Below are 651 nucleotides of genomic sequence, written 5' to 3' on the forward strand. Positions count from 1 at the left end.
CTTGTTGCTTTACTCAGTCATCGCGCTGCCGATCTTTTTTGAAACAGATTTTATGTTGTCGATATGGTTGGGAGATTATCCTGATGGTGTACTGACTTTTATCAAGCTATTTTTAGTACTTGCGTTTGTAAACCTTACGACGGTTGGTCTTCAAACGGCTATACAAGCAACCGGAGACGTAAAGGCTTACCAGTCAACAATTGGGTCAGTGCTGCTGCTAACTGTGCCATTGGCCTATATTTTCCTATCGTTAGGTTATCCCCCTTACACCGTTATCGTTGTTTCCATTTTTATGGAGGTAGTTTCTTGTGGAATGAGGCTCGCTTTTCTCAAGCTCAAAGCCGGGTTATCCATTAAGAAATATATATTGTTTGTAATCAACAAAGCGCTTCAAGTACTAATACCAACGATAGCCGTATTGTTTTCATTAACGATAAGTTTCGAGCAAAGTATTTTAAGGTTTATTTCTACCACTTTGGTTTCATTCGGGATGATTAGCTTTTTAACGTATTGGCTGGTGTTAGGTGTAGAAGAAAAGAAAATGATAAGACTAAAGGTATAAGAGCATGACAGCGAAAAAGTTGGGGCTGGTTGGCTATACACATGACACAAACCTTGGTGATCAAGTGATAGCAGATAGTGCAGAATATC

At 39.3% G+C, this 651-nt stretch carries 1 pseudogene; it reads left to right on the plus strand.

Annotated features, from left to right (window positions below):
* A pseudogene (locus tag R7190_RS28150) lies at window positions 1-562 on the plus strand (hypothetical protein); the annotation flags it as partial.
* Window positions 563-651 lie beyond the last annotated feature (89 nt).

The organism is Vibrio sp. 1078-1, assembly GCF_033340475.1.